The organism is Streptosporangium sp. NPDC049644, from assembly GCF_040675205.1.
GTDB classification, from domain to species: domain Bacteria; phylum Actinomycetota; class Actinomycetes; order Streptosporangiales; family Streptosporangiaceae; genus Streptosporangium; species Streptosporangium fukuiense.
In genome coordinates, this window is the sequence record NZ_JBFAOJ010000006.1 from 74,724 (window position 1) to 96,624 (window position 21,901).

General features: G+C 71.0%; 17 protein-coding genes and 2 riboswitches. Of the genes, 11 read left to right on the forward strand and 6 right to left on the reverse strand.

The window, feature by feature from the left end:
• Positions 1–69: 69 nt before the first annotated feature.
• Both AB0J58_RS05055 and AB0J58_RS05060 read right to left on the reverse strand, forming a co-directional pair.
• Entirely contained in the window at positions 70–480 is a 411-nt protein-coding gene (locus tag AB0J58_RS05055; protein ID WP_364210410.1) for a DUF397 domain-containing protein, read from the reverse strand.
• 33 nt (positions 481–513) lie between these two features.
• Positions 514–1,368: a helix-turn-helix transcriptional regulator gene (locus AB0J58_RS05060; protein ID WP_364210413.1), complete on the reverse strand. Its 855-nt coding sequence runs from the start codon at positions 1,366–1,368 to the stop codon at positions 514–516.
• A 328-nt stretch (positions 1,369–1,696) separates the two neighbouring features.
• Here AB0J58_RS05060 and AB0J58_RS05065 point away from each other — a divergent pair, with 328 nt between their 5' ends.
• Positions 1,697–2,227 carry an ATP-binding protein gene (locus tag AB0J58_RS05065; RefSeq protein WP_364210416.1) on the forward strand — a complete coding sequence of 177 codons (531 nt, stop codon included), beginning with the start codon at positions 1,697–1,699 and terminating at the stop codon, positions 2,225–2,227.
• A gap of 67 nt (positions 2,228–2,294) precedes the next feature.
• Here the strand turns inward: AB0J58_RS05065 and AB0J58_RS05070 are convergent, their stop codons facing one another.
• Positions 2,295–4,382 (reverse strand): multicopper oxidase family protein, encoded by a 2,088-nt coding sequence (locus tag AB0J58_RS05070; protein WP_364210419.1) that lies wholly within the window; start codon positions 4,380–4,382, stop codon positions 2,295–2,297.
• A gap of 74 nt (positions 4,383–4,456) precedes the next feature.
• Positions 4,457–4,984, reverse strand: coding sequence for a hypothetical protein (locus AB0J58_RS05075; RefSeq protein ID WP_364210422.1), 528 nt, complete (start codon positions 4,982–4,984; stop codon positions 4,457–4,459).
• Positions 4,985–5,066: 82 nt separating this feature from the next.
• Here AB0J58_RS05075 and cobF point away from each other — a divergent pair, with 82 nt between their 5' ends.
• Together cobF and AB0J58_RS05085 are read left to right on the forward strand one after the other, a co-directional pair.
• Positions 5,067–5,819 (forward strand): precorrin-6A synthase (deacetylating), encoded by a 753-nt coding sequence (gene cobF, locus AB0J58_RS05080; protein ID WP_364210425.1) that lies wholly within the window; start codon positions 5,067–5,069, stop codon positions 5,817–5,819.
• Between the two features lie 242 nt (positions 5,820–6,061).
• Positions 6,062–7,288: an alpha/beta hydrolase gene (locus tag AB0J58_RS05085; protein ID WP_364210428.1), complete on the forward strand. Its 1,227-nt coding sequence runs from the start codon at positions 6,062–6,064 to the stop codon at positions 7,286–7,288.
• Positions 7,289–7,348: 60 nt separating this feature from the next.
• Here the strand turns inward: AB0J58_RS05085 and AB0J58_RS05090 are convergent, their stop codons facing one another.
• Complete coding sequence (locus AB0J58_RS05090) at positions 7,349–9,691, reverse strand: DUF4132 domain-containing protein (protein ID WP_364210431.1); 2,343 nt, start codon at positions 9,689–9,691, stop codon at positions 7,349–7,351.
• A 364-nt stretch (positions 9,692–10,055) separates the two neighbouring features.
• Here AB0J58_RS05090 and AB0J58_RS05095 point away from each other — a divergent pair, with 364 nt between their 5' ends.
• The 8 genes from AB0J58_RS05095 to AB0J58_RS05130 all read left to right on the forward strand — a co-directional run bounded on the left by AB0J58_RS05095 (position 10,056) and on the right by AB0J58_RS05130 (position 17,898).
• The gene (locus tag AB0J58_RS05095) at positions 10,056–10,772 is read left to right on the forward strand and encodes an ABC transporter ATP-binding protein (protein WP_364210434.1); all 717 of its coding nucleotides are present in this window, start codon (positions 10,056–10,058) and stop codon (positions 10,770–10,772) included.
• Positions 10,766–11,176 carry a hypothetical protein gene (locus AB0J58_RS05100; RefSeq protein WP_364210437.1) on the forward strand — a complete coding sequence of 137 codons (411 nt, stop codon included), beginning with the start codon at positions 10,766–10,768 and terminating at the stop codon, positions 11,174–11,176. The genes AB0J58_RS05095 and AB0J58_RS05100 overlap by 7 nt, the downstream gene beginning before the upstream one ends.
• Before the next feature lie 134 nt (positions 11,177–11,310).
• Positions 11,311–12,474 carry a transposase gene (locus AB0J58_RS05105; protein WP_364210440.1) on the forward strand — a complete coding sequence of 388 codons (1,164 nt, stop codon included), beginning with the start codon at positions 11,311–11,313 and terminating at the stop codon, positions 12,472–12,474.
• A 229-nt stretch (positions 12,475–12,703) separates the two neighbouring features.
• Positions 12,704–12,836: riboswitch (cobalamin riboswitch) on the forward strand.
• 30 nt (positions 12,837–12,866) lie between these two features.
• Positions 12,867–13,055: a CbtB-domain containing protein gene (locus tag AB0J58_RS05110; protein WP_364210443.1), complete on the forward strand. Its 189-nt coding sequence runs from the start codon at positions 12,867–12,869 to the stop codon at positions 13,053–13,055.
• 9 nt (positions 13,056–13,064) lie between these two features.
• A complete protein-coding gene (locus AB0J58_RS05115) occupies positions 13,065–13,790 on the forward strand; it encodes a CbtA family protein (protein WP_364210446.1) in 726 nt (241 codons plus the stop codon).
• Positions 13,791–13,839: 49 nt separating this feature from the next.
• On the forward strand, positions 13,840–15,909 hold the full coding sequence (locus AB0J58_RS05120; protein WP_364210449.1) for a putative cobaltochelatase: 2,070 nt from the start codon (positions 13,840–13,842) through the stop codon (positions 15,907–15,909).
• A gap of 1 nt (position 15,910) precedes the next feature.
• Entirely contained in the window at positions 15,911–16,513 is a 603-nt protein-coding gene (gene cobO / locus AB0J58_RS05125) for a cob(I)yrinic acid a,c-diamide adenosyltransferase (protein ID WP_364210452.1), read from the forward strand.
• Complete coding sequence (locus AB0J58_RS05130) at positions 16,507–17,898, forward strand: cobyrinate a,c-diamide synthase (protein WP_364210455.1); 1,392 nt, start codon at positions 16,507–16,509, stop codon at positions 17,896–17,898. The genes cobO and AB0J58_RS05130 overlap by 7 nt, the downstream gene beginning before the upstream one ends.
• A gap of 104 nt (positions 17,899–18,002) precedes the next feature.
• On the opposite strand, the gene cobN is transcribed toward AB0J58_RS05130, so the two are convergent.
• A complete protein-coding gene (gene cobN, locus AB0J58_RS05135; protein WP_364210458.1) occupies positions 18,003–21,659 on the reverse strand; it encodes a cobaltochelatase subunit CobN in 3,657 nt (1,218 codons plus the stop codon).
• Positions 21,660–21,690: 31 nt separating this feature from the next.
• Positions 21,691–21,895, reverse strand: a riboswitch (cobalamin riboswitch).
• Positions 21,896–21,901: the final 6 nt, after the last annotated feature.

Consider the following 21,901-nt stretch of genomic DNA (forward strand, 5'->3'; position numbering starts at 1 on the left):
GTTATCGTCTCGGCATGCGCAGGACGGTGAAGGCTCCTGAGCCGGTGGTGGTCTTCTCCTCGGCGCGGGTCAGGCATTGGCCGGGGTGCCGAGGAGCCAGGGGAGGGTGAACTCGCCGTCGTGGGTCACCCCGTCGAGGAAGACATGCCATTCGTCGAGCGTGTAGGTGATGGTGGATGCGGTTGGGGTATCGCTGTCCTGGATCGTGACGCGGTCGCCGTCGAAGCCGATGAGGAGGCGGCCTGCGAAGAGGGCGGGGGTGCCCAGCCTCTGCGGGGCGAGATCGTCGGCGTGTACCCGGTCGAGGAGGGCGAGCCAGTCCTCCGGGGTGATGGCGATGGTCGGGCCCTGGGGGGAGGGGTTGTTGGAGTTGTGCAGCCAGACGACGGTGCCGTCGAAGCGGGCTTCGACACAGTTGCTCTGAGCGCCACTGCGAGCGCTTTTACGCCAAACTCCGCAGGAATGCTGATCGCCAACCATCGTTGAACATCCTCCCTGGATAAATCACGCCAATTAGAGCGTAACGGCTATCTCTCGCAGGAAAGAGTCTGATTTATCAGGACTCAGGGCAAGGTCGCAGAGGTGGTCGAAAGCTCGGAGATACTGTTCGACGCTGTGTTCGTCTTCGATGTAGGCATCGGTGTTCATCGTCTCGACGTGGGCAACGTCCAGGCTGGGAAGACGCAGGATGGTGAAGGCTCCTGACATTCCAGGATGAGGTTGGCTGGTGAACGGCAGAATCTGCAGGGTGACGTTGGGCCATGCCGCGCACTCGCGTAGATACTCGATCTGATCACGGAAGATCTCCGGGCCGCCAATGGGATGGCGGAGGGCGGCCTCGCTGATCAGAGCGTGTAGGGTGACCGGCTCCTGCCGCCTGAGGATGGTCTTGCGCGCCGCCCGGACGGCGACGAATTCCCCAAGCTCGGTGGCGCTGCTCAGACCTTGCATGGCGGACACGAACGTTCGGGCATACGCCTCCGTCTGTAGCAGCCCCGGCACCAGGTATGCCTCGTAAGTTCGGATCTCGGTCGCCGTCGATTCGAGCCGTATCAGGTCTACGTACGAAGGTGCCAACGCGTCGCCGTGCTCGACCCACCAGCCGCGTCGTTCCTGCTGTATCTCGGCTGCGACGATCATGAGCTTGTCGTGGACGTTCGGGTCGGTGACTCCGTAGGCGGCCAGGATCGGAGGCACGTCACGCGGAGGGATGCCGACCATGCCGTTTTCGATACGACTGAGTGAGGCCGTGGAACGTTTGCATTTGTCGGCCGCTATGGCAAGTGAGGGGATTCCCGCCGCCGCTCGAAGTTCTGCCAGTTTCGCGCCGAGCCAGCGCTGCCGAAGTGACGGTATGTCGGTGTTCATTTTCCCTCCCGTAGTGATGAGCCCGATCAAGGCGGGCCGAAAATGGAACTCAGCGTAACTATTTCGCTCAACCAGCTTGCGCGACGGAACCGCGAAGCTCACTGTAGACCTCAGCGATCGGTCACCGAAGGCGATCGATCAAAAGCGATCTGTAATCAAGGTTGGGCGGGCTCGGTGCTTGAAGCATCGGGGGCGCCGCTCTCGTCGCGGAAGGTGGTGACCGTGTGAGCTGCCGGGTGGTGGCGTACCGCCATGGGGTCGGGCCGTGTCAGGCGGCGATGGAACGTTCCCAGGCCGATCGGCGCCGTGGGCGAGGGAAGGGACAGGAATGATGGTGAAGCGTTCGCGTGCTCTGATCGTCGGCGGGATCTCCGGGTTGTTCCGGGGCAGGCGTTTCGGTGCTGCGGATCGGAGGTTCTCCGGTCTGGACTGGCAGCTGTTCGCGCTGGACGTGCTGTCCGCCTCCCCGAGTTTCTCCCGCCGCTTCGCGGCCACGGCCTCGCAGGTCAGGCCCGCACGCGCGTTCGTCGCGGACCTGCTGGGGGACGAACATCCGCGCAGGGACGACGCCGTCCTGCTCACCAGCGAGCTCGCCGGGAACATGATCCGGCACGCGATCCAGCGGGAGTTCCTCGTCTCGCTGGCGTTCGCCACCGGCGGCGTGCTGGTCGCGGTCCGGGACTGCGGTTCGTCCAGGATCCCGTACCCGAGACAGGCGGAGGAGGAGGCCCCGAGCGGCCGGGGTCTCGCCCTGGTCGACACCCTGGCGGCCCGCCGGGGTTTCCACCGATCCCCCGGGAGCACGAGCGTCTGGTTCCAGCTCGCCACGCCCCCGCCCGGCCTGGGCGAAGACGGCTGATCATTCGGGGTTGTCGCCCTGGTTTCAGGTTGTTGCGTCCTGGCCCGGCCAAGGTGGAGACGGTTGATCATTCGGGGTTGTTGCCGGAGGCGTGACCGGCGTCGTAGGGGGTGGTGACGCCCTCGTAGGCGAAGTGGAAGGTCATGCCGAGGGTCGCGTGGCCCAGGTCGTGGCAGTGCGACAGCCAGATGCCCGGGTTGTCGGCGCGCAGCGCGACCTCCCAGACCTCTCCGGGGCCGACGTCGAAGGTGTCCATCCACAGCTCTCCGGTGGCGGGTACGCCGTTGCGGGACAGCACGCGGACGTGGTGGCCGTGCGGATGGATGGGGTGGACGTCCCCGCTCCGGTTCGCCACCGTGATCCTCACCAGCTCACCCTCGCGCAGCACCGGGGTGGTGATGCGCGGCCAGACCTCGCCGTTGACCGTGTGGGCCAGGGTGGGGACCCCGTCCAGCATGGCCAGGCCCCGGTCCAGGATCCAGCTGATCTCCCGGTCGAACCGTTCGGGGCGCTCGGACCCGTCGGACCTGCCGGGCTCGGAAAGGCCGTCCGAGTCGTACGTCGCGATGTCCAGCAGGGGGCCGGCGGCCGGTGCCGGGGCGGTACCTGAGCCGGGGGTGACCAGCAGGCCGAGGTCGGAGCGGCCGTCCACCGAGAGCAGGACGGGCGTGGCGGGCATCGTGAAGGTCAGGTCGTAGCGCCCGCCCGCGGCCAGCTGGACCCGCCGGTCCCCGATCTCGCCGGGCCGTGACAGGTCCCGTCCGTCCACGGCGGCGATCCGGTACGGCGTGCCGCTCAGGCCCAGCGTCCGCCGGACGTTGTCGGTCGCCGTGACGCGGAGCCGGACCGGCGTCCCCGGGGTGATCCTGAGCCGGGCCAGGCCGTCCACCGGGCCTTCGTCGTCGACGGCCACCGTCTGGATGCCGCCGAGCACATGGGTGGAGACGGTGTGGTCCGACACCTTCGCCCCGGTGCCGGTTGAGGAGCCGGAACCGGCCGGTCCGCCCGAGGTGTCCGAGGCACCCGATGGGGACCCGGGGGAGGCCGCCGTTGGAGAGGTGCTCGCGCCTTTGGCCGCCGGGTCGACGACGAGCATGCCGTACAGGCCCATCCGGACCGCCGGGTCCGACAGGTCGTGGCTGTGGTACCAGTAGCTGCCCGGGTCCTCGGCCAGGAAGCGGTAGACGAACTCGCCTCCCGGCTTCACCGCGTCCTGGGTGACGCCCGCGACACCGTCCTCGCCAACGGGGACGTCGTAACCGTGCCAGTGCAGGGTCACCCCGATGTCGGGCATCGCGTTGCGCAGCCGCACCTCGACCAGTTCCCCCTGGCGGACGCGGATGGTGGGACCGGGCACCGTGCCGCCGAACGTCCACGCCTCGACGCGGCGGCCGGAGGCCAGGGTCACGGTCGCGGGCCTGGCGGTGAGGGTGAAGCGCCGTACCTTCGCACCGGTGGCCGGACCGCGCAGGTCCGTCACCGCCCTGGTCGCGGCGGCGGGCCGGACGGTGCTCTGGGCGCCGTCCCGGTGGTGGGCGCCGAGATCCAGCGTCGCGGGTATCCGGCTCGACCACGCCGACAGGCCCGCCCAGACCAGGGCCGCGCACAGCACCGCGATCCCCGCCGTGGTGCTCCACCTCCCGCGCGCCACGGTTCCGGTCGTGGTCTCCGCGTCTCCCGTACGGGAGACGGTACCGAGCAGCTGCCAGGTGATGGTGGCACCGACGGCGACCAGGGCGACGAGGACGCCGGACAGGACCGGAGGGACGGGGTGGGAGACCGTGAGTGCCACGACGACACCGCCCAGGGCGCCGTACCCGGCGGTCAGCGTGGGCACGGCGGTGGCGGGTGACGGCGAGGGGCGGAACAGGCGGGGGAGGGTGACGACGGCGGTGACCAGCGCGGGGACGCCGACCAGCGGCAGGGCGAGGAGCAGCTTGTCGGCGGCGAACCACCACCCCGAACGGCTCAGCGTGACCGCCAGTCCGACGCGCAGGCCGGTGGCGGCCAGTGCCGCCAGGGTCAGGCCGAGGGCGATCAGGCGGGTACGGCGGTCGCGGCGGGCCATGACCGTGCCGACCCCGGCGCCGAGCCAGAGCGCGGCGACGAGAACGAGCAGAATGCGGTCCAGGGCGAGGAGCTGCGCGGTATTCATGATCTTTCAGGGTGGGTCGAAGAGCCGGAACCGTGAGAGACGGCGCTGCAGTGGGAGGAGCGGACCGGGTGAGGTCAGTACGGGGAGGAGGCCAGGTGGGGGGTCCGCCCCCTGGCGTGGGCGGCGGCCCCGGCCAGGGCCCTCGCCTCGCGGAAGATCACCACGGAGGCCCAGAGCAGCACCAGGCCGAGGACCGCGTGGAAGCCGAACACGATGTGGGCGAAGGTGTTGGTCTGCTCCTTGGTGGCGCCGGACAGCTCGACCAGCGGGAAGATCACGAAAAGCTGGCCCAGCACGACCGCCAGCGGGACGAGGCTCAGCCAGATCATCTTGCCGCCGGCGCGGGCCGCCGCGGCGACGATCGCGGTGATCAAGGAGAGCACCGGGATCACCGCGACCCCGTTGATCGCGTGCGGGGTGATGGCGCTGGAGGCACCCGGGCTCGGGGTGGGGCGCTCGAAGGCACCGAAGGTGGAGAGGTAGAACTGGGCGATCACGGCGAGCAGCAGGAGTGCGGCGGAGCCGAGGAAGACCTTGCGCATGGAACGTTCCTTGAAGTGCCGGTCGGGGGAGGTTGACGTGCCAAGGATCGTCTTCGCCACTTGGCAGGCTCTTGCTGTTGTCTGCGCCACCACTTGGGGCCCCTGTGCCGGATCTGGAAACGGTACGGGCAGACTTTGTCGGGTGAAGCGAATCCTCATCATCGGTATCGGTGCCGGTGATCCCGACCATCTCACCCTCCAGGCGGTCAAGGCCATCGCCCGTACCGACGTGTTCTTCGTCCTGGACAAGGGCGAGGCCAAACACGACCTCGTCCAGCTGCGGCACGACCTCGTCGACGCGCACGCCCGCCCGCCGTACCGGATCGTCGAGGCCGGTGATCCCGCACGGGACCGGACCACTCCCGACTACGCGCCCGCGGTCGAGGACTGGCGCTCGCGCCGCGCCGACGTCTGCGAGCGGTTCATCCGCGACGAGCTCGCCGAGGGGCAGACGGGGGCCTTCCTGGTGTGGGGCGATCCGGGCCTGTACGACAGCACTTTGGCCATCGTCGAGGAGATTCACCAGCGGGGCTCGGTCCGGTTCGAGCACGAGGTGATTCCCGGTGTCAGCAGCGTGTCCGCGCTCACCGCCCGGCATCGCGTCAGCCTGACCAGGGTCGCCCGGCCGGTGCACGTCACCACCGGCAGACGTCTCGCCGAGGAGGGGCCCTCGGCCGACGACGTCGTCGTCATGCTGGACGCGCACTGCGCCTTCGCCGACCTGGGCGCCGACTTCGACATCTACTGGGGTGCCTACGTCGGCACCCCCGACGAGATCCTGGTCGCCGGACCGGTGCCCGAGGTCGCCGACCGCATCCGCGAGCTGCGTGCCGAGGCACGGGCACGCAAGGGCTGGATCATGGACACCTACCTGCTCCGCCGGGTGTCTCGCTGAGCGTTCGTCGCGGCGGCCCGCACCGGCCGCCGCACGTCCGGCCGGTATCGGGGAGCCGGGACTCTGCTCGCCAGCACTGACGCCAAGCGTCGAACCAGCAGGTCAGCGCACCGACATAGGGTTGTAAGTACGGTTAGTTGATCTCAGTTCGGGAGTACCGAGCGGTTTGCCGGCCGTCGGAGATAAGAACCCGAATAGTCACGGCCCCACCTCTAGAGATCAACCTTTCGGCCGAGGAGGTCATGGACTCGCGGCCGATGCCGGCGCCGATCCGGAACCGCAAGATCGACTCCATGGCACACGACAACCCCTGCCCAACGCGAAGAAGGCCCGTACTTCTGGCCGCCGTCGTGGGACTGCTCGCCCTCACGACCTCCGTCGTCTGGGCGTCGGCTCCCGCCGCCGCGGCACCCGGCACGCCGTATCTCCCGAAGCCGACCGGCCCTCACCGGGTCGGCACGACGTCCCTGCATCTGACGGACACCTCCCGCTCCGACCCGTGGGTCCCCGCGGCCAAGACGAGGGAGCTCATGGTCTCCCTGTGGTACCCGACGGCGGCGCGCGCCGGGCGGCGCGCGCCGTACGTCACCCCCAAGGAGTCGGAGCTGCTCTTGAAGGGCTCGGGGATCAAGGAACTGGAGAACATACCGCCAGAGGGGCTGAGCCGGACGCGGACGAACGCCTTCACCGACGCCGAGCCGTCGGGGCGCCGGCGCAGTCTGCCACTCGTGGTGCTGTCGCCCGGCTTCACCTGGCCTCGCAGTTCGCTCACGGGTCTGGCCGAGGACCTGGCGAGCAGAGGGTATGTGGTGGCCGGCATCGACCACACCTACGAGAACTTCGCCACCACCTTCCCTGACGGGCGGGTCGCCACCTGCGCCGCCTGCGCGAACGTCAACGACGACGACTTCGGCCAAAAGGTGATCCGGAGCCGGGCGATCGACATCCCCTTCGTGCTCGACCAGCTGACCGGTCCGCGGCCCAAGTGGAAGGGCAGCGCCCTGATCAATCCGGCCCGGATCGCGATGGCGGGCCAGTCCATCGGAGGGGCCGCCGCCCCGGAGACCATGTCGAAGGACTCCCGGGTGCGCGCTGGGATCAACATGGACGGCAGCATGTTCCTCCCGATCCCCAGGAGCGGACTGGCGCGACCGTTCATGTTGATGGGCGCCCCCTCGGACGACAGCACCTGGAAACGTGACTGGGAGCACCTGACCGGGTGGAAACGCTGGCTGGTGGTGAAGGGGGCGCTGCACCCGTCCTTCACCGACTACGACATGCTGCTCCAGCAGCTCGGTGTGGACCTCGGCGGCGGCCTGAAGGAAACCCGCTCGATGGACATCACCCGCAAGTACGTCGCCGCCTTCTTCGACCTGCAGCTGCGCGGCAAGCCGCAGCCCCTGCTGGACAAGCCCTCTCCGCGCTACCCCGAGGTCCGATTCTGCGCACCTTCGGCCAAGAACTGCTGATGTTGAACGCCTGCGCTCCAGGCCGATGATCACCCATGGCAGCGGTGTCCGAGTGGTCGTTCAGCCGAGCTGCCGGGTGATCGTCGGGTCGGTGATCGCCGTGTCGTCGGCCAGGAGGTACGCCTTCGAAAGGATCACCGACAGCGTCCCCCCGTCGTCCTCGAACGGCAGGAACACCGATCCGGCCGCGCGCCCGCTCGCCGGGACGACGCACAGGTACGCGTCGTTGGGCTCCATCAGGATGTTCGTCGACCCCAGATGGATCTTGTACGTCCTCAGATCACCTCGTACAAGAAGGAACCTGTCGGTCAGCTCCACCCGGGAGGCGATCTTCAGTTTCGGCAGCAGCCGCGCCAGCACCTCGCGCCGGGTCTTGGCCGTCTCCGTCAGCTCACCGAAGCCGTGGGAGCGCCAGTAGCGTTCGTGGCCGATCAGTGCCTGGTCGTCGCGGGCGACCGAGGCCACGCCCACGGCGAGGTCAGCCTCGCGGAGGATCTCCGACAGCACCAGCGGCGGCAGATCGGCCATCGACGCCGGTCGCCCGTCGCGGTGGAAGGTGATGCTCTCGGTGGCGCACAGCATGGTGGTCTCGGCCCCGGGGGCGGAGACGATGTGCATGGCCCAGCGGGCCTGCCAGCCCGCCAGGTCGCGCACCACCTCGCCCTGGTCGCCGCCGTTCTCGTAGTCCCAGTTGCCGATCGACCGGCCGGTCCAGCCGCGCTGGCCCAGCAGGGTCCGGGCCTGGCCGTAGCGCAGAATGTGGCCGGCGAAACGGTTGGAGAAGGTGCCGGTCCGCTCCTCGGCGGGGGTCAGCAGGTAGAGCTCGCGGAAGACCTGCTTGAACGGCTGGCGTACACCACCTTCGAGAAGACGGTCGCGCCACGCCGCCACCTCGTCGGCGGTCGCGTGGATCGGGTGCCACAGGCCTGCCATGGCGTCGGGGGCGGGGCGGTGGCCGGCCAGTTCCCAGCCGTCGGCGGTCTTGACCGGCAGGGCCGCCGGGCCGCCGGCGATCTGCCAGACCAGGGCGCGGGCGTAGGGGCCGGTGACGGGATGGTCGAGGAAGTACTCGGTCACCTCGCGCCAGTGCCACGTCCGTTCATGGACGATCGCCTGTTCCAGGCGGGACCGCTCGGCCGCCTGCGTCAGCTTGAGCTCCTTCAGGATGGCCCGCAGATCGGACAGCTCCGCGCGCAGATCCTTCGGCAGCGACTTGACGGTCTTGCCGGCGGCGTTCACGTAGCGCAGGGCGGGCACGTCGGCGCACAGCCTGACCCGGTAGTCACCGATCTTCTCCTCGCGGACGCCGTCGGTGTCCAGGCCGAAGGTGGGGACCGTCCGGTCGAGCAGCTGCTCGCGGGTCAGCCCGTTCTCGCCGGCCACCGCGTCGAGGGCGAGGCTCAGATTCCTCTGTACGGACCTCGCGCGCACCTTCGCCTGGATTCTGGACAGCGGGACGATCACGTCGAGGCCGCCCCTGCGGGCCAGGACACCGACGGCGGCGTTGGTGACGGGTTCGCAGCGGCAGGTGGAGCCCATCCCGTTGCTGCCGGTGCCGCAGGTCATCGCGACGTCGGTGACGAGCGAGGTCACCCAGCGCTCGTCGATGACCTGGCAGGTCCACAGGATGCCGCGCACCACGACGATGGTGTGCTCCTTGAGGAAGACCTTGTCCGGCCACTCCTCGTCGTCATAGCGGACGACCCAGTCTCCGCCCCGGTAGGCCACCAGCCGCGTGAGCAGCTCACGGACCAGGGCGACCGCGCCGGGGGTGAGCATCCGCGCGGCGTTCCTGAGCCACCGGGCGCTGGGTTTGGTCGAGCGGGCGGTGTTCCAGTGGCGGAACAGCGGCAGCACCTCGACCAGGCGCGGGCCGTACTCCTCGGCCAGTATGCGGGCGAAGTGGTCGGTGTCCCCGATCTCGGTCCGGACCACCCCGGCCGGGCCGTGCTCGGCGGGTTCGGTGAGCAGCTCGGTCACCTGCTCGGCCAGGAGCGCCCGCGCGTCCTTCAGCCACGGTCCCGACGTCAGCCAGCGCAGCAGGTCCCGGCGCAGCTGGTAGTCGAACCGGCGGGCCGCCGCGAGCGGGATCCGGAACAGCTCCTCGTAGCGGGTGTGCCCCTGCCGCACCCAGTACTCCGCCCGGCCCATGAGGTGGTGCGCCTCCCGGTAGGTGAAGTCGATGTCGCGCTCGGCCACCGACCGGACCACGCGCAGCACCCGCTCGTCGTAGTCGTGGCCGCCTTCCGGCCCCAGCCAGAGCCTCATCTGCGCGTAGGTGCCGTAGACCCGCCAGTCGACGCCGGGGCCGGGGTCGAGTCCCTGCTCGGTGAGCTCGTCGAACCGCTGGTAGGCGGCCCTCGTGGCCAGGTCCATGTGGTCCCATCTGCCCGCTGACGTCATGACATGGCTCCACTGATGAGTCGGAAACGCTGGGTGATCATGGATATCAGTCGGAACCGACAGATTCCCCCCGTCGTAATTCGGACATATCTCCACTAAAGCCGCTTCCGCCTCCTCGTCCGATTCGGATCGGCCGCTCACTGACGCGGGTGAGGTGTCGGCCCCGAACCTTTTCGCGGCGCATCCGCCGGCGCGGTCACGAACCCGGCAGGCCGCACATCCGGGCCATGATGATCGAGATGACGGCGGCCACAACCGTGACCATGCCTGATCAGCGGCCTGAAGCGTCGTCCCGCAGGTTGGGCAGCCGCCATCAACCATTCGGTGGATTACGGAGATCCGGCGGAGCGGGGATTCTCGAAACATGGCAGTCATCGAGATCAACGGCCTGCAGAAGAGCTACAGAACACACAGGGCGCTGGACGGCGTCACCCTGACGGTCGAGCGAGGCGAGATCTTCGGCATCCTCGGCCCCAACGGAGCCGGCAAGACCACCGTGGTGGAGTGCGCGTCCGGACTGCGCAAGCCCGACGGCGGCACCCTGCGCGTGCTCGGCATGGACCCGCGGACCCGGCGACGTGAGCTGCTCCAGCGCATCGGCGCCCAACTGCAGGAAGCCGCCCTGCCCGACGCCATCAAGGTCGGCGAGGCACTGCGGATGTACGCCTCCTTCTACGACAAGCCTGCCGACTGGCGCGCACTGATGCAGGAATGGGGACTGGCCGAGAAGAAGCGCGCCCGCTTCGCGGGGCTGTCCGGCGGCTGGAAGCAGCGCCTGTTCATCGCGCTGGCCCTGGTCGGCAACCCCGAGGTCGTCTTCCTCGACGAGCTGACCACCGGCCTGGACCCCGCTGCCCGCCGGCTGACCTGGGGACTGATCCGCGACATGCGCGACCGCGGCGTCACCGTCGTGCTGGTCACCCACTTCATGGACGAGGCGGAGGCCCTCTGCGACCGCATCGCCGTAATCGACCAGGGGCGTGTCGTCCACGAGGGCAGCCCCGGCGAGCTCATCGACAGAAGTCACGCCGACTCCCTCGAGGACGCCTACTTCGCACTCATCGAGAGGACCGTGTGTTGAAGGGACTCGGCAACGTCATCGCGATCGAACTCAAACTGGCCGTGCGCGATCCGATGGCCGCCTTCTTCGCGCTGGCCTTCCCCGTGGTCATCCTGTGGGTGAAGATGCGCAACGGCGGCACGCTGCCCGGCGGGCTGCCTGTCATCGACGCCGTCGTCCCGATGCTCAGCGTCTTCGTCGTCGGCCTGGCCTCCCTGGTCGTCCTGCCGGCCACCCTGGCCCAGTACCGCGAACGCCACGTGCTCAAGCGGCTGCGCGCCACCCCGGCCTCCTCCACCATGATCTTCGGCGCCCAGTGGGCCGCGCACATGCTGCTGGCCGTACTCGGCACCGCCTCGCCGTTGAACTCAACAAGCCGGGCGCCGAAGCCGCCACACGCCTCGATCATGATCTCTTCACGGTGACGCGGCGGTTCGCCGGTGAAGACCCCGCACCGATACCCGGGTGTGAAGACCGAATGCGCGTGCAGCGTGCGGACAACGGTTCGGCCCCGGCGCAGGTCGGATTCCTATCACGGTGACATGAGCCAAAGGATAGTTTGGGCGTTGTGAAGCTGGTGGTGCAGGCGAGACTCCTGCCGACGCCCGAGCAGGCGGCGGCGCTGGAGGCGACCTTGTGCGCGGTCAACGCCGCGGCCACCTGGGTCTCAGCGCTCGCCCACCAGCGGCGGGTGTTTCGCAACTACGACCTGCGCAAGCATGCTTACGGGCAGATCAAGGACGACTACCGGCTGGCGGCTCAGGCCGCGCAGCATGTCGTCAAGAAGGTCACCGACGCCTACGCCACGCTGCACGCCAATGTCCGCAACGGCAACCTGGGCAGGCCCGGCTCCGTCCGGCGCGAGCGGGCCCTGGCCACGCCGATCGTCTTTCGCCCCGGTGCGGCCCAGCCGTTCGACGACCGCTGCCTGTCCTGGCAGATGGAGGCGCGCACAGTGAGCATCTGGACCACGCGCGGGCGGATGAAGAACGTGGCGTTCACCGCCTCGGCCGAGCAACTCCAGACGTTGGCCGCCCACCGCAAGGGCGAATCGGACCTGCTGTACCGCGACGGTATGTGGTTCTTGATTGCCACCTGCGACATTCCCGACCGGTCGGTCGCCGCCCCGGATGGATTCCTGGGGGTGGATCTGGGGATCGTCAACATCGCGACCACCAGTGGCGGGGTTCGCCACAGCGGCAAGGGCCTGAACGCGGTCCGCCACCGCCACCGCGAGCTGCGCCGCCGTCTGCAGGCCAAGCAGACCAAGTCCGCCAAACGGCTGTTGAAGCGGCGTCGCCGGGCCGAGGCCCGGTTCGCCGCGAACACCAACCACATCATCGCCAAGCAGATCGTGACCGAGGCTGCACGCACCGGGCAAGGCATCGCGCTGGAAGACCTTCAGGGCATCCGTGACCGGGTACGGCTCCGCAAGCCCCAGCGGGTCACGCTGCACTCGTGGAGCTTCCACCAGCTCGGCTCCTTCATCGCCTACAAGGCCGCCCGCCAGGGCGTCGCCGTTGTCCACGTCGATCCGGCCTACACCTCGCAGGCCTGCTCATCCTGCGGGCACGTGGACAAGAGGAACCGGCCCGGCCAGGCGACCTTCTCCTGCACGTCGTGCGGCTTCGCTGAGCACGCCGACGTCAACGCGGCCCGCAACATCGCCTCGCGCGGGGTGGCGGGCTGGGCAGTGAGTCACGCTGCCGACGACGCGGCCTGAACCGTCGAACCCATCGACGGCGAGGAGCTGCATGCTCGGTTGTTTACGGCCGAGAAGCTGACAGACCTGATCAAGGGCGCCTGGTGATACCGGTGCCACCACGTGAGTCATTCGAGGGCTGCCGGTGACGCAGCCCGCGCGGTGCGTTCCGCTGGAGAGATGGGGGACACCCGACTGGAACGGCGTCCGCGGTGCCGTGACAGGTCACCCCACATTGACGGCCCGCTCTAAAAAAGGTTACATTGCGGACGATTTCGCGGTGGTCCGAGGGAAGTCCGGTGAGAAGCCGGTGCGGTCGCGCCACTGTATCCGGAACGTGAGTTCCGGGAGCCAGGTTACTTGGCCGCCGCGTCCTCACATGTCGGGACGCGTCATCCCCAAGGAGGCTACTCATGCGTGAGCTGTCCGTTGCTCAGCCCGTTCCCCTCTCCCACCTGGCCCGCTGGCTCGTGGCGGTTCCGCTGCTCCTGCTGGTGGCCTACCTGGTCACCTTCGACCAGGGGGTGGTGTCGCAGGCGGGCGACTATCTGCACGAACTCATGCACGACGGGCGCCACCTGCTCGGCGTTCCCTGCCACTAGACGCGCGCCGTGATACGTACCCTGCTGCTCCGCGGCCTGCTCGTCGGGCTGGTCGCCGGCCTGATCGCCGCGGCGTTCGCCTACCTGCTGGGCGAGCCGAACATCGACCGGGCCATCGCGCTCGAAGAGGCCGCCGCCCACGCCCAGACCGAGGTCGGGCACTCCCACGGGGAGGAGGCCCTGGTCAGCCGGTCCGGCCAGCAGGCCGGGCTCTTCCTCGCCCTGGCCCTGTACGGCATGTCCGTGGGGGGTATCTTCTCGCTGGTCTTCGCCGGGTTGCGCGGCCGGATCGGCCCCCGCTCCGACACGGTGCTGGCCGCGATGATGGCCGCCACGGCGTTCGTCGCGATCGTGCTGGTGCCGTTCGTCAAGTACCCGGCCAACCCGCCCGCCGTCGGTGACCCGGACACCATCGGCAGCCGGACCACGCTGTACCTGGTCCTGGTCGCCATCGGCCTGCTGTCCGTGGCGGTGGGCGTGGCCTGCGCCCGCAAGGTGCCGGCCAGGCCCTGGCTCGCCGGCGCGGCCGGTTTCCTGGTCCCCGTGATCGTCACCCTGCTCGTGCTGCCGGCGGTCAACGAGGTGCCCGACGGCTTCCCCGCCCAGCTGCTGTGGGACTTCCGCGTGTCCTCCCTCGGCACCCAACTCGTGCTCTGGTCGGCCATCGGCGTCCTGTACGGCATCGCCGTGCAGCGCGTCGTTCGCCGTGACGCGCTCGCGGCGGCCCCGAACTGAACGTTCGGCGGGCCGGACACGTCAACAGGATCTCGCAGAAAGAAACCTCGTGATCGGTGCCTATCCGTTCAGCGCCGTCGTCGGCCTCGACGACCTCAAGCTCGCGCTGATCCTCAACGCGGTCTCGCCACGGGTGGGCGGTGTGCTGGTCCGGGGGGAGAAGGGGACCGCCAAGTCCACGATCGTCCGCGCGCTCGCCGCACAGCTCCCCGCGGTCAAGGTGATCGCCGGCTGCCGCTTCTCCTGCGACCCGGCCGAGCCGGATCCGGCCTGCCCCGACGGCCCGCACGGCGCGGGCGAGCAAGGGCAGGAACGTCCGGCCGTACTTGTGGAGTTGCCCGTCGGCGCGTCGGAGGACCGGCTGGTCGGCGCGCTCGACATCGAGCGCGCGCTCACCGAGGGGGTCAGGGCGTTCGAGCCGGGCCTGCTCGCCGCCGCGCATCGAGGTGTCCTCTACGTCGACGAGGTCAACCTGCTGCACGACCACCTGGTGGACCTGCTGCTCGACGCCGCCGCGCTCGGCACCTGCTTCGTCGAGCGCGAATCGGTCTCGGTACGGCACGCGGCGCGGTTCCTGCTGGTCGGCACGATGAACCCGGAGGAGGGCGAGCTGCGGCCACAGCTCCTGGACCGTTTCGGGCTGACCGTCGAGGTGCGTGCGTCCAGGAATCCGGACGAGCGGGCCGAGGTGGTACGGCGCCGGCTGGCCTTCGACGCCGATCCCGCTTCCTTCGCCGCCGGGTGGGCGGAACAGGAGGCGGCCCTGGCGCGGCGGATCGCCGAGGCCAGGGAGCGGGTCACCAAGGTCGTGCTGCCGGACGTCCGGCTGCGCCAGATCGCGGCGGTGTGCGCCGCCTTCGAGGTGGACGGGCTCCGGGCCGATCTGGTCACGGCCAACGCGGCCATCGCGCACGCGGCCTGGCGCGGCGGCGCCGAGGTCACGGCCGAGGACGTGCGCGCGGCGGCCCGTCTCTCGCTGCCGCACCGCCGCCGCCGGGACCCGTTCGACGCGCCGGGCCTCGACGAGTCACGGCTCGACGACCTGCTGGCGGAACACGGCGGCGACGACCCGGACAGTCCGGACGAACCGGATGGGCCGGACGACGACCCCGGCGGTCCCGGCGGCTCGGATGGTCCCGATGGCTCGGACGGCCCCATGGGTTCCGGGGACGCGCCGGAGAGCGGATCGGTGGAAAACCCGGCGCGGGACGTTTCCGGTGAAGGCGGCCAGGCGGCTTCGCGCGACGACGGCGCAGCCTCGGACGAGAGCGGTGACCAGCCGGGCCATCCCGCCGCCGAGCGGGTGGTCGCCGCCGCCGAACCGTACCGGGTGCGCCCCTTCCAGGTCCCCGGGCTGGGCGACGGCGCCTCGGGCCGACGGTCGCGGGCCCGGACCTCCAACGGGCGGACCACCGGATCGCGGGTTCCGGCCGGGAGGCTCCAGCGGCCGCACCTGTCGGCGACGCTCCGCGCCGCCGCGCCGTACCAGCGCGAGCGCGGCCGCAGTGGCCCCGGACTGCTGGTACGTGACACCGATCTGCGCGAGGCCGTCCGCGAGGGCAAGGAGGGCAACCTCGTGCTCTTCGTGGTTGACGCGAGCGGTTCCATGGCGGCCCGGCAGCGGATGCGCGAGGTCAAGGCGGCCGTGCTCAGCCTGTTGCTCGACGCCTACCAGCGGCGGGACAAGGTCGGGCTGATCACCTTCAGGGGGTCCACGGCGGAGTTGGTGCTGCCCCCGACCTCCTCGGTCGAGGTAGGCGCGGCGCGACTGCGGGAGCTGCCGACCGGCGGTCGCACCCCGCTGGCCGCCGGGTTGCGCCGGGCCGCCGAGGTGCTCAGGGTGGAACGGCTGCGCGACCCGGCCAGAAGGCCGCTGCTCGTGGTGGTCACCGACGGCCGGGCCACCTCGGGGCCCGACGTGGCGCCCTCCGCCGCGCTGCTCGCCGGTACGGCGGCGGTCGTGGTCGACTGCGAGAGCGGTCCGGTGCGGCTCGGTCTGGCCCTCGACCTGGCGGCCAGACTGGGCGCGCCCGTCGTACGGCTCGACGCGCCGGCGGAGGGCGGCGGGCTCGGCGGGCTCGTCCGTGACCACAGGACCGACTACCGGAAGGCGGGCTGAGATGCCGCGGGGCAAGCCGGACACGGTGCCCGAGGACGGGCTCACCACGCGCCAGCGCCGCAATCGGCCGCTGCTGATCGTGCACACCGGGCCGGGTAAGGGGAAGTCCACCGCCGCCTTCGGGATGGCGCTGCGCGCCTGGAACCAGGGCTGGCCGGTCGGGGTGTTCCAGTTCGTCAAGTCGGCCAAGTGGCGCATCGGCGAGGAACGGGCGCTGCTGGTGCTCGGCGAGTCCGCCGAGGGCGGCAGCGTGACCTGGCACAAGATGGGCGAGGGCTGGTCGTGGATCCAGCGGCCGGGCAGCGAGGAGGACCACGCCGCCGACGCCCGTGAGGGCTGGGCGCAGATCAGGCGCGACCTGGCCGCGGAGACCTACCGCTTCTACGTGCTCGACGAGTTCACCTACCCCCTGAAATGGGGCTGGCTGGACGTGGACGACGTGGTCGCCACCCTGACCGCGCGGCCGGGCAACCAGCACGTCGTGATCACCGGCAGGGACGCCGACCCGAGGCTGGTCGAGGTCGCCGACCTGGTGACCGAGATGGGGAAGGTCAGGCACCCGATGGACGCCGGGCAGAAGGGCCAGAGGGGCATCGAATGGTAGTGCCGCGACTGGTGATCGCCGCGCCGTCCTCGGGCAGCGGGAAGACCACCGTCGCGACCGGCCTGATGGCGGCGCTGCGCGCGCGGGGCCTGCGCGTCTCCCCGCACAAGGTGGGACCCGACTACATCGACCCCGGCTACCACGCACTCGCCACCGGGCGCCCCGGCCGCAACCTCGACCCCTGGCTGACCGGTGAGGACCGGGTCGCGCCGCTCTTCCTGCACGGTGCGCGGGACGCGGACATCGCCGTGGTCGAGGGGGTCATGGGCCTGTACGACGGTGCCGGGAGCGGGGACTTCGCCTCCACCGCGCACGTCGCCCGGCTGATCGGCGCGCCGGTGGTCCTGGTGGTGGACGCCGCGCGGCAGGGCAGGTCGGTGGCCGCGCTCGTGCAGGGCTTCGCCTCCTTCGACACCCGGGTCCGGCTGGCCGGGGTGATCCTCAACCGGGTCGGCTCGTCGCGGCACGAGGAGATCTGCCGCGCCGCGCTGGACGAGAGCGGCATCTCGGTACTGGGCGTGATCCCGCGGGTGGACGGGGTGGCGACCCCCTCCCGCCATCTCGGGCTGATCCCGGCGGCCGAGCGCAGCGGGGACGCGGTGGCGGCGGTGGAGCGGATGGGCGCCCTGGTCGCCGGCTCCTGCGACCTGGAGGGACTGGTGGCCCTGGCGCGCTCGGCGCCGCCGCTACCCGCGCCCCCCTGGACCCCGGCCTCCGCCTTGACCTCCGCCCTCGCCTCCGCCTCGGCCGAAAGTCATCCGACGACCCCTTGGCCCCCCGCCCGGCCCGTGGCCCCGTACGGCGTGCCGCCGGTGGTCGCCGTGGCGGGCGGGGCGGCGTTCACCTTCGGATACGCCGAGCAGGTCGAGCTGCTCGCGGCGGCGGGGGCCGAGGTGGTGACCTTCGACCCGCTCGGGGACGAGCGCCTGCCAGAGAACGCCGGGGCGGTCGTCATCGGCGGCGGCTTCCCCGAGATGTACGCGGCGGAGCTGTCCGCCAACGAGCCGCTCCGCCGCCGGGTGGCCGCCTTCGACGGCCCGATCGTCGCCGAGTGCGCCGGGCTGCTCTACCTGGCGCGCGAGCTGGACGGCCATCCCATGTGCGGAAGGCTCGACATCACCGCGACGATGACCGGCCGGCTCACGCTGGGCTACCGCGACGCCGTGGCGACCGCCAAGTCCGTGCTCACCCGCGAGGGCGAGCGCTACCGGGGCCACGAGTTCCACCGCACGGCCACCGATCCCGGGCACGCGACGCCGCCGCTGTTCCGCTGGAGGGGCGCGGCCGACGGCTTCGCCGAGCCCCTGCTGGCCGCCTCCTACCTGCACCTGCACTGGGCCGGCAGCCCCGAACTGGCCGAACGCCTGGTCGCGGCCATCGCCTGAACCGCCCTCACCCTCGGGGCGTCCGCCCCGGGCCGGCCGATCGCCCGATGGCGACCCGCTCTCGGTCCGGGGCACCTGACCCGCTCAGGCATGGCCGGAGCGGGTCAGCGGTCCTCCAGGTCGCCCTCGATGCTGAGGTACGCCTCCCGCAGGGCCGTCATGATCTCGGGGTCGGGGTGCTCCCACATCTTCCGGTCGGCCGCCTCAAGCAGCCGCTCGGCGATGCCGTGCAGCGCCCATGGGTTCGAGGCGGCCATGAACGCCCGGTTCTCCGGGTCCAGGACATAGGTCGCGGCCAGCCTGTCGTACATCCAGTCGGCCAGCACGCCCGTCGTGGCGTCGTAGCCGAACAGGTAGTCCACGGTGGCGGCCAGCTCGAACGCGCCCTTGTACCCGTGCCTGCGCATCGCCGCCAGCCAGTTGGGGTTGACCACCCGGGCGCGGAAGACCCGCGCGGTCTCCTCGTGCAGGGTCCTGGTCCGCACCGCGTCCGGGCGGGTGCTGTCGCCCACGTACGCGGCGGGCGCCCGGCCGGTGAGCGCCCGCACGGTGGCGATCATCCCGCCGTGGTACTGGAAGTAGTCGTCGGAGTCGGCGATGTCGTGCTCGCGGGTGTCGACGTTCTTCGCGGCCACCGCGATCCGCCGGTAGGCGCTCTCCATGTCCTGCCGCGCCGGTGCCCCGTCGAGGTCGCGGCCGTAGGCGAAGCCGCCCCAGACCGCGTACACCTCGGCCAGGTCGGCGTCGTCGCGCCAGTTCCCGCTCTCCATCAGCGGCAGCAGGCCCGCGCCGTAGGCACCCGGCCGGGAGCCGAAGATCCGCAGGGTGGCCCGCCGCTCGTCGCCGTGCGCGGCCAGGTCGGCGTCGGCATGCGCCCGCACGTAGTTCTCCTCGGCGGCCTCCGCGAGGCCCGCGACCAGCCGTACCGCGTCGTCCAGCATGGTGACGACGTGCGGGAAGGCGTCCCTGAAGAAGCCGCTGATCCGGACGGTCACGTCGATCCTGGGCCGGCCGAGTTCGGCGAGCGGGACCGGTTCGAGGCCGCTGACCCGGCGGGACGCCTCATCCCAGACCGGCCGCACGCCGAGCAGCGCGAGCACCTCCGCCACGTCGTCGCCCGCCGTGCGCATGGCACTGGTGCCCCAGACCGACAGCCCGACGGAGCGCGGCCACTCACCGGTGTCGGACCGGTACCGCTCCAGCAGGGAGTCGGCCATGGCCTGCCCGGTCTCCCACGCCAGCCTGCTGGGCACCGCCCGGGGATCGACGGAGTAGAAGTTCCGCCCGGTCGGCAGCACGTTGACCAGCCCGCGCAGCGGCGACCCGCTCGGCCCGGCGGGGACGTAACCGCCGTCGAGCGCGTGCAGCACCGCGCCGATCTCGTCCGTGGTCCTGGCGAGCCGGGGCACGATCTCCCCGGCCGCGAACCCGAGCACCTTCTCCACGGCGGCCAGGACCCCGGAGCCGGGGTCACCCCCGCCGGCCAGGACGGACGCGGTGACGGGGGAGACGGCGAACGGGTCCCAGCCGCGCTCCTCCATGCCCTCGACGAGGGCGCGGGCCAGCGACTCGGCCTCGTCCACGCTCACCCTCGCGGCGCCGCCGTCCTCGGCCAGGCCGAGGGCCTCACGCAGGCCGGGGAGTGCCTCCTGACCGGCCCAGATCTGGCGGGCGCGGAGCATGGCCAGCACGAGGTCGACGCGGGCCTTCCCCTCGGGGGCGTCGCCGAGCACGTGCAGGCCGTCGCGGATCTGGACGTCCTTGACCTCGCAGAGCCATCCGTCGACGTGCAGCAGGAAGTCGTCGAACCCGCTGTCCTGCGGCCGGTCGTCGACGCCCAGGTCGTGGTCGAGCCTGGCGGCCTGGATCAGCGTCCAGATCTGCGCCCGGACGGCGGGCAGCTTGGCCGGGTCCATGGCCGCGATCGAGGCGTGCTCGTCCAGCAGCTGCTCCAGCCGGGCGATGTCGCCGTAGGTCTCCGCGCGGGCCATCGGCGGCACCAGATGGTCGACCAGTACGGCGTGCGCCCGCCGCTTGGCCTGCGTGCCCTCACCGGGGTCGTTGACCAGGAACGGGTAGACCAGCGGCAGGTCGCCGAGCGCCGCGTCGGGGCCGCAGGAGGCCGACATCCCCGCCGACTTGCCGGGCAGCCACTCCAGGTTGCCGTGCTTGCCGACGTGCACGATCGCGTGCGCGCCGAAGTCGTCGGCCAGCCACCGGTAGGCGGCCAGGTAGTGGTGGCTCGGCGGCAGGTCGGGGTCGTGGTAGATGGCGACCGGGTTCTCCCCGAAGCCGCGCGGCGGCTGGACCATCACCACGAGGTTGCCCGCGCGCAGCGCGGCCAGCACGATCTCGCCGTCGGGGTCGCGGCTCCGGTCGACGAACGACTCGCCCGGCGGCGGCCCCCAGTGCGCCTCGACGTCGTGCCGCAGGTCCTCGGGCAGCGTCTCGAACCACGCCCGGTAGCGCGCGGCCGGGATCCGCACCGGGTTCGCGGCCAGTTGCTCCTCGGTGAGCCAGTTCCGGTCCTGGCCGCCCGCCGCGATCAGCGCGTGGATCAGCGCGTCGCCGTCCAGTTCCGCCACGCCGGGGAAACCGTCTCCGAGGTCGTACCCGGCCTCCGCCATGGCCGTGAGCAGCCTGACCACGCTGGCCGGGGTGTCCAGGCCGACCGCGTTGCCGATCCTGGAGTGCTTGGTCGGGTACGCCGACAGCATCACCGCGATCCGCCGTTCCGGTGCCCTGACGTGCCGGAGCAGGCCGTGCCGTACCGCGATGCCGGCCACCCGCGAGGCCCGCTCGGGATCGGCCACGTACACGGTCAGGCCCTCGTCGTCGACCTCCTTGAAGGAGAACGGCACGGTGATGATCCGCCCGTCGAACTCGGGGATCGCCACCTGGGAGGCCGCGTCGAGCGGGGACAGGCCGTCGTCGTTCTCCCGCCAGGCGTCCCTTCCCGTGGTCAGGCAGAGGCCCTGCAGGATCGGCACGTCCAGCTCGGCGAGCGCGCCGACGTCCCACGCGGAGTCGTCCCCGCCCGCCGAGGCGGTCGCCGGGCGGGTGCCCCCGGCGGCGAGCACGGTGACCACCAGGGCGTCCGCGGCCCGGAGCGTGTCGAACAGGCCGGGCTCGGCGCTGCGCAGGGAACCGCAGTAGACGGGCAGGGCCTGGCCGCCCGCCTCCTCGATGGCCAGGCAGAGCGTCTCGACGAAGGCGGTGTTGCCCGCGACGTGGTGCGCGCGGTAGTAGAGCACGCCGATGACGGGGCCCTCGGTGCGTCGCGCGACACGTTCGAGGGGGCCCCAGCCCGGGGTGGGCGCGGGCGGTGCGAAGCCGTACCCGGTGAGCAGCACCGTGTCGGAGAGGAAGGCGTGCAGCTGGGCCAGGTTCGCCGGACCGCCGTGCGCGAGGTAGGCGTGCGCCTCGGCGCAGACCCCGCCGGGCGCCGTGGACAGCTCCATCAGCTCGGCGTCGGGGGCCTGCTCGCCACCGAGGATCACGACGGGCCGCCGGTCGGCGAGCAGCGCGTCCAGCCCGTCCTGCCATGCCCGCCGGCCGCCGAGCAGCCGCACGACCACGAGGTCCGTGCCCTCGGTCAGCGCGGGCAGGTCCTCGGCGGACAGCCGCGCCGGGTTGCCGAGCCGGTAGTTCGCGCCGCTCGTCCGCGCGCTGAGCAGGTCGGTGTCGGAGGTCGACAGCAGCAGGACGGCGGGTGGCGCGGGTGGTGCGGCCGATCGTGGGGTGGGCGGCACGGAACGCATGCGGAAGTCCTCCCTCGGGGTCCTCGCCCCGGGTCGTCGTCGTCGCGACGGCAGGAGTCTCCTGGCTCCCGGATCAACGCTCACCCCGGCCTTCCCGTCCGTTGCCGGACCGTGGCCTTCGGTGGGGTTCGCTCCCCGGTTACAGTGGCGGGACCGCGCCGGTTTCACACCGGCTTCCTCCCTGCGCCGTCGCCTAGGTCACACTATGCCAGGCGGACATCCGTAAAGAAATGGGAGCTACC

Bases quoted from the DNA above. Each gene is read 5' to 3' on its own strand.
- AB0J58_RS05055 (WP_364210410.1), bottom strand. From the start codon at position 480: ATGGTTGGCGATCAGCATTCCTGCGGAGTTTGGCGTAAAAGCGCTCGC.
- AB0J58_RS05060 (WP_364210413.1), bottom strand. From the start codon at position 1,368: ATGAACACCGACATACCGTCACTTCGGCAGCGCTGGCTCGGCGCGAAA.
- AB0J58_RS05065 (WP_364210416.1), top strand. From the start codon at position 1,697: ATGATGGTGAAGCGTTCGCGTGCTCTGATCGTCGGCGGGATCTCCGGG.
- AB0J58_RS05070 (WP_364210419.1), bottom strand. From the start codon at position 4,382: ATGAATACCGCGCAGCTCCTCGCCCTGGACCGCATTCTGCTCGTTCTC.
- AB0J58_RS05085 (WP_364210428.1), top strand. From the start codon at position 6,062: ATGGACTCGCGGCCGATGCCGGCGCCGATCCGGAACCGCAAGATCGAC.
- AB0J58_RS05090 (WP_364210431.1), bottom strand. From the start codon at position 9,691: ATGACGTCAGCGGGCAGATGGGACCACATGGACCTGGCCACGAGGGCC.
- AB0J58_RS05095 (WP_364210434.1), top strand. From the start codon at position 10,056: ATGGCAGTCATCGAGATCAACGGCCTGCAGAAGAGCTACAGAACACAC.
- AB0J58_RS05110 (WP_364210443.1), top strand. From the start codon at position 12,867: ATGCGTGAGCTGTCCGTTGCTCAGCCCGTTCCCCTCTCCCACCTGGCC.
- cobO (WP_364210452.1), top strand. From the start codon at position 15,911: ATGCCGCGGGGCAAGCCGGACACGGTGCCCGAGGACGGGCTCACCACG.
- AB0J58_RS05130 (WP_364210455.1), top strand. From the start codon at position 16,507: ATGGTAGTGCCGCGACTGGTGATCGCCGCGCCGTCCTCGGGCAGCGGG.
- cobN (WP_364210458.1), bottom strand. From the start codon at position 21,659: ATGCGTTCCGTGCCGCCCACCCCACGATCGGCCGCACCACCCGCGCCA.